The sequence below is a fragment of the Bradyrhizobium sp. Ec3.3 genome (assembly GCF_000472925.1).
Classification (GTDB): domain Bacteria; phylum Pseudomonadota; class Alphaproteobacteria; order Rhizobiales; family Xanthobacteraceae; genus Bradyrhizobium.
On sequence record NZ_AXAS01000129.1, the window covers coordinates 1 to 6,074 of the forward strand.

General features: G+C 58.7%; 9 protein-coding genes. 6 read left to right on the forward strand and 3 right to left on the reverse strand.

Annotation, left to right across the window (positions count from 1 at the left end; translation table 11 throughout):
* Positions 1-342, forward strand: a 342-nt coding sequence (locus YUU_RS54430; RefSeq protein WP_035665178.1) for a group II intron maturase-specific domain-containing protein, incomplete at its 5' end; no start/stop codon positions are given.
* Positions 343-463: 121 nt separating this feature from the next.
* On the forward strand, positions 464-763 hold the full coding sequence (locus YUU_RS59870; protein WP_156944935.1) for a hypothetical protein: 300 nt from the start codon (positions 464-466) through the stop codon (positions 761-763).
* A 1,127-nt stretch (positions 764-1,890) separates the two neighbouring features.
* Here YUU_RS59870 and YUU_RS60935 read toward each other — a convergent pair.
* Positions 1,891-2,037 (reverse strand): hypothetical protein, encoded by a 147-nt coding sequence (locus tag YUU_RS60935; protein WP_210164197.1) that lies wholly within the window; start codon positions 2,035-2,037, stop codon positions 1,891-1,893.
* A gap of 190 nt (positions 2,038-2,227) precedes the next feature.
* Positions 2,228-2,401 (reverse strand): hypothetical protein, encoded by a 174-nt coding sequence (locus YUU_RS59875; RefSeq protein WP_198031973.1) that lies wholly within the window; start codon positions 2,399-2,401, stop codon positions 2,228-2,230.
* Between the two features lie 441 nt (positions 2,402-2,842).
* On the opposite strand from YUU_RS59875, the gene YUU_RS63145 reads away from it, so the two are divergent.
* From YUU_RS63145 to YUU_RS0145315, 4 genes are all read left to right on the forward strand, one after another.
* Positions 2,843-3,244, forward strand: a complete 402-nt coding sequence (locus YUU_RS63145) for a papain-like cysteine protease family protein (protein WP_371260603.1) — start codon at positions 2,843-2,845, stop codon at positions 3,242-3,244.
* A 364-nt stretch (positions 3,245-3,608) separates the two neighbouring features.
* A complete protein-coding gene (locus tag YUU_RS55680; RefSeq protein ID WP_198031974.1) occupies positions 3,609-4,037 on the forward strand; it encodes an NUDIX domain-containing protein in 429 nt (142 codons plus the stop codon).
* Positions 4,038-4,244: 207 nt separating this feature from the next.
* Positions 4,245-4,676, forward strand: coding sequence for an NUDIX hydrolase (locus YUU_RS55685; RefSeq protein ID WP_051390279.1), 432 nt, complete (start codon positions 4,245-4,247; stop codon positions 4,674-4,676).
* 151 nt (positions 4,677-4,827) lie between these two features.
* Positions 4,828-5,304 (forward strand): hypothetical protein, encoded by a 477-nt coding sequence (locus YUU_RS0145315; protein WP_156944936.1) that lies wholly within the window; start codon positions 4,828-4,830, stop codon positions 5,302-5,304.
* Positions 5,305-5,725: 421 nt separating this feature from the next.
* On the opposite strand, the gene YUU_RS0145325 is transcribed toward YUU_RS0145315, so the two are convergent.
* Positions 5,726-5,959, reverse strand: coding sequence for a hypothetical protein (locus tag YUU_RS0145325; RefSeq protein ID WP_156944937.1), 234 nt, complete (start codon positions 5,957-5,959; stop codon positions 5,726-5,728).
* Between the last annotated feature and the right edge of the window lie 115 nt (positions 5,960-6,074).

Genomic DNA, 6,074 nt, shown 5'->3' on the forward strand with positions numbered 1-6,074 from the left:
CGCCTGGGGTACCGGCCATCGAAGAAAAGCATCAAGCGCATGGTTGAAACCATTCATGCGCTGACGGCTCGAACTGGGTTAGGGCAAGACACCACAGAGTTGGTGGCGAAGTTGAACCGCNCGCTGCGCGGATGGGCGAACTACTTCAACGTAGGCACCGTCATCAAAGCGTATCGCGCGATCGACAACTACACCGCTGTGCGGTTACGCCGGTGGTTACGCAGCAAGCACAAGGTCAGGCGACGCAGGGGCGGGACCTATCCACTCTCGCACCTTTACGGGCACTTCGNGCTCGAACGTCTAACCGCGCTTGGTCGCGACCNGCCGTGGGTGAAGGCGTGAGGTCTTGTCCGAGAGCCGGATGCGGGAGATCTGCCTGTCCGGTTCGACGAGCGGGATGTGGAAACGGAGTCACGGCTGCACCACTAAGGCACCGCCAGACGAAAGAGGCGGAAACAGATATGTGCAGCCTAAAGCCACCGCGCCACATCTCGACTCTACCATTTTCGACGGATACAGCGGGGGCGTCGGCAGGTTGATGTCCGCTTCTGCCCGCAAGCGCCGAACCGGGGCCGGGCCAGAAGCGTTGCGTTTGGATGCGCAAGAGCGCCATGACCGGCGCTTTGCCTTGCGGTTGATATGCGAGCTCGTGCAGGTGCTTCCGTGGGGATGCGATGGTGCTGAACTCCTCGTGGAAGACAGTCTGCCTCTCTGGAAATATGACGGGATCACGGCGATGGTCTCGGATGATGACGATCTTTGAGATAAGAAGATGGGCCGACGACCGCGCCCTGTGATGGAGGCTGTTGCGGCGGGGAGGGAAGCGTGCGCCTTCCAAAAGCCAATCGAACGAGCGCGAGTTGCTTGCGGCACGTTGCCGAGGATGGTGCAAACCGGCGGGAATGAAACACATGGCGCGGCTTAAATGGAGGAGCACGCTTCTCATCTCGGGCGCGTCCACCATGCGCAGCGGGCTCTATGAGCTGCGCTCACCGAGTCTCACGCCTCGGCCCGTCGGGTCACGATCGCCTCGCGCAAGACATAAGGTGCGCCTCGCCGGGGACACTCGCAGGAGGGGCTCGCCTTCTGTGATCGCCATCACTGCCCATCCTGTCGGGTGCCCTTTTAACCGGTCTCACCGCTGCACCCGTTCCGCGTGCCGTCCCCGCGCGCGAGGACGTCGCTATGCTCACGCGGCCCGGGTGCCATTTCAGGTGGGCGATGCGCCGTCGCAGCGCCCCACAGGGGCCTAGCGGCCCCCAGGCCGTCAAGGCCAAGCCCCTCATGAGGATGAGGGCGGAAAACGGCGGGCCGTGTCGTCGCTGCGCTCCGGCCCGCGCCAGCCCCGCTCGTTTTCCGGCCTGTGACGGCCAACCCCTGCTCATTGGCGCTGGCCTAGTTCCGGTTGCATGCGCAACCGTGTCCGTTGGCGATCACTGCGCGGTATCCGGTGTGACTTCGGTTTCCGACGTGGCGGGCCGCTCAGGTCTTGCCACGCGTCGGCGTGGACGGAAGCGGAATCGGCCGAGCTAACGAGCGGGATGCACGCGATGGGTTACCCGCCCAGACTTCGTATTGATCGGCAAGCTTCAAGAGGCGTTGCTTCGTAAACGGATCAGCCGTTTCAGCGATGTCGCGAACCTGCGAAGCCCGCGCCCGATAGAAATCCTCGTCCATGAAACACCAAACACATGTTGCGACTGAATTATCCAGATATAGCGCTCGATTCGGCCAGGAGTCTGCTTCTTTTGCGCGATAGTTAAGCGCATTCTGGAATCGTTCAGCCAGCTTGCGCCAGCGCCGGCTCGCTCGGTTTTGCCGGGTAGGGCGCGCAGCACCCCTGCTCGCCGCGAATTGCCCCGCCGAGCTGGCGCGCGCATCGAGCAAACGTCATTGCAGCGTAGGCGGACCAGCCCCCATCGTTCTTGCCAGCAGGCGGTCTTTAAGCTGGCGGATTTTGTCCAACATCTCATGAGCCTCGTCGGCATCGCGGGCGTGATGATTGACGACGCCGCCCGTCAGAAATGCTATGGTCAACGTTGCGTCTGAAACATCTTCGTCAATAAGGGCCGTTGCCAGCTTTTCAGCGAGCTGCGTTGCGCGGGCCAGATATGATCGCCCGTCACTTGTGACGGCACGGGCCGTACCGGTTCTGCCATTCGAAGCTATCCTTACGTCAGGGAGTATTCGTAGCATCTACCTGAGCGTTTCCTTGGTTCGAATCATATCAGGCAGCCTCGGCGAGTTTGTAGGACCAAGTATGGATGACCGGATGGCCGCTGACGTCGTCGATGCCGGCTATGATGCGCTGCTTCAGCTCGTGTTTTGATGTCACCCGGATGTGGCGCAATACCGAGCGAGCAAACTTGGAGAAGAAGCCCTCGACCGAGGAGTCCGCCAACACTCAATCAGTTCTAGCGCAGGATTATTGGAATCGATCGTCTAGGTAGTGCCAGCGTGCGAGAGATTCGGCCCGAAAAGCGTTGCACTGGTCAACTACTAGAACTTGTAGTCGCCACAACGGGCCTACCGTTGGCGATACGCTAAAGCGTTAGACGAGCCAGGCGAACGGATCGACGTGGTTCATCTTCGCTGTCTGCAGCAGTGTTGCGACGCTCGCCCAGGTCCCTGCACCACCATCGCTACCAGCGAGGAGACTATTTTATCTCGTAGTTGTTCGCGGGGCGCGAAAGGAATGAATGCGCTTGGCGCGCTATTTGCTCGACTCGCCTTAAACTTATTGAGGTGTGCTGTGCTAAACATACGTTTGAATGTTCCGCTTGTCGGCCAAGAGCATGGTTATGATGGCCAACCGATCATGCGACGAGATTACCAGGGAATTATGCGGCGGTCTGGGGATTGCGCGTGTTGGTATGCTTCCGCTTGTATGGTGTCCTATTACTTTCGCGCGGGGCCCCGCCTGGGTTTGCCCATGCTTTGGCGGCCCGACTTAGGCCTCCCCCGAAACTGTTTTGACGATTTGGCTTTGATCGAAGGATTGGAGTGGCTCGAAAAGCCATATGGCGGATTTACCCCAAATTTCATCGCCGAGACGTTGCGGAGGCGAGGGCCAATCTGGGCTGCGGTAACGCTAGCACCGGAGGATAAGCATGTAGTGGTACTGACCGGCGTGCGTGGACATACGCTACACTTCAATGATCCCCAACCCCCAGAACGTGCAGAGATTGGCTTCTTTGATCTTGAGCTCGACGCGCTTTGCGTCAAGAACCGCGATTGGCCGTGAACGCTCTGCCGCAAGGCCCTTCGCACAGGACTGGGACGCCAGTTGAGCGGAAGTAGCAGCCATGCAGGCGTAGGGTTGCTGAGAACTTTGGGGTGATAGAGTGGCGGGCTTTTGGGGTGCGATTGGCGTCTTTGCACTGGGTGGTATCGGCTGGATAGTAACGTCGTGAACAGGCGTCCGACCCAGACTACTTTGCGATCGATCCGATTGGGATCATAACCTTGCCTAAGGATATGGTGAACTGACCATCGCCGGTTTGCGGCGCGCAACTGATCCCCCGCTATCGCCTGATGAACTGGCTTCTATCCAAGAAGCAGAAGCTTTACGTATCGGCATGCGCGTCAAGACAACGAGGAACCAAGGCTTGGCGGAAGTTATCGAAGAAACGAACGTGGCGTCGTTTCGCATCGTCGTCGGCATCGTCTGCAATGACGGCAAGGTTCTGCTCGTTAGGCGGAACAAAAATACTGAGGGATTGAACTGGATGTTCCCTTCGGGAAAAAAGCTGCCCACGGACGTCGAAGTCGATGTCATCGAGAAGGAAGTGCAGGAAGAGGCTGGCATTGCCTGCACGGTGGCGGGGAAAATCGGCGAACGCGTGCATCCGCTCACAAAGTTTCATTGCGTATACTACCACCTCGAGCCGGCCGGTGATCTGCCAATCATCAATGGCGATCCTGTTGAGAATTCGGCAGTCGAGTGGACGCCCATAGGCCGAGCCATTCGTGCTGTAGGGGCTCATCTTTCTCCCGAGGTCGAGAAATTTCTCAAGACCCAGGTCGCGAAGGCCTAACCGTCGGATAGCCCTTCGAAATCCGCGAAATAGCACCCTTTGATTGTTCTGATGCATTATTGCATCACAAGCGGGCGTAGGTGAGCTGCCCCTCTTGCGGAAAAAGCGAACGGCGAGTAGTGAAACTGTGGTTGATTGCGTTGTCCGGGGTGGGCACGATTAAGCTATTGGAGAATTGGTATTTTTTATGTTGGTGGTCGAAACGGCATGCGAACCAAGGGTGACTGGAAGAAGATCGCTTTGGCTGTCGTGGTTCGTGATCGCGGACCTCGCCGGGACGTGCTCGTTATTGAGCGCTCTGACGACGATGGGCGTTGCCCAAAATGGGTGTTTCCCGGAGGCAAAGTCGAGAAGCAGGAGAGCGTTCCCGATGCAGCACGACGCGAATTGCGAGAAGAAACCGGGGTAGTTGCAGCTGACGCGTTTCTTATCGGTAAGAGGCGGCATCCGGTTTCAGGTGCCCACGTGCACTATGTCGGATTTCGGGCGATCGAGAGCGAGGCCGTGAATCTGACGGACTCGAAAGTCAAAGCAGCCAACTGGATTCCGGCAGACAAAGTGCACGATGTTCTCGGCCCAACGCTCTATGGAGCCGTCGCCAACTACATATCGTCTCCGCAATTGATGTTGAAATTTTAAGCCGCTGTCGCTCGCGCTCCCCAGAGGTGTCCGCGAGCGAGTGCCACACATTCCCAATTCTTCCGTTCTGATTCCCAATCCTTCCTATCCGAAATACTGTGCGACTTCGCTAAACCGGAATCTCCTATCAACCACAACAAAGGAGATGTCCATGAAAGTCGTCACCATCGGTAAAAGACTGGTCCCCGTCGAGCAGGTCGCGTTCGTCGAGCCCTTCGATCCTTCCGCCAATCCAGAGTTCAAGCCGGAAAAGGACTTCAAGGCGCGCCTCGTTTTGCTCAATCGCGACGTTGTTCTCACCGAACAGACACCGCAGGAGTTCGCAACCGAGCACGAACTGCATCTGTTCGCCGAGGACAGCGTCGCCGTCAATCGGGAGATCGTGTTCAGGGTCGAGACGTTCGAGCCGACCGAGAGCTTCAATCCCGCAAAGCCCTACAAGACCAGGCTCAAATGGCGCGACTTCGGCGGCGGCGAACAGAGCAAGCTGCTTCTGACTCCGCCCGAGACCGTCATCGCCGAACTTCTTGGCGCCAAGGAAGAATTGGCCAAGACGCCAAAGCGTCCGTCACGGCGGGCGGCAAGAGGCCGCTCAGGCTCCCGTAGAATGGAAGCTTTCCGCAGCTAACGAAGTGCAAATGAAGGCAAGTGTTGAGAGCGCCCCTGTCGAGCAATCGGCAGGGGTTTTTCGCATGAGATCTACGTGGCCTCGAATTCGACAATGGCGAAGACCATCCTATGTTGCCGATTTATAAGTGTGTTGATTTTTGGTGCGTGTCGCAAAAAGGCCTGCAGATAGAACCTAACGCGCACGGATAACCGTCCGCCGCAAGGGTCAGTCCCTCGCGCGCAGGCGCGCACCTCTCGGTGTGCGGCGTCCGTCCCTCCGCGTCCCTTCGGTCGCCAGGCACGGCCGACGGCCGCAAACAAAGGAGAGACGACAGCAAGGAACGCTTCGATATTCACCAGCATCTCACCGACCGCATCGTCGCGGCGATCGAGGCCGGTGCGAGGCCATGGCTGATGCCCTCGCCGCGCGCGGGAGCAACCTAAGGAATGTACAGCACGGCAAGGAGTGCGAGCGCGGCGATGGCGCAGGGACCCATGGTCTTGCCGATCACCGCGCGTTTCTCGATTTGCTCGGCCGCATATCCGAAACCCCGAGCGAGATTGAGCAAGCTGTCTTGTTCGAGCCCTCCCGGCGAATGCTCGGCCTGTTGCAGGTAACCCCGCTCGAGCCGCCGGAACTCTTCCGCCCGCAATCTGCGCGCACGCACCGACATACGCATTGTCCGTTCCAACTAGCTCCAACCAGCTCACCAAGATGCCCGAAGGCTATCCGCGAACTGCGGGCCGGATGTGACCGCCGGCCCACCAGATCAGATAGTTGAGACGGCG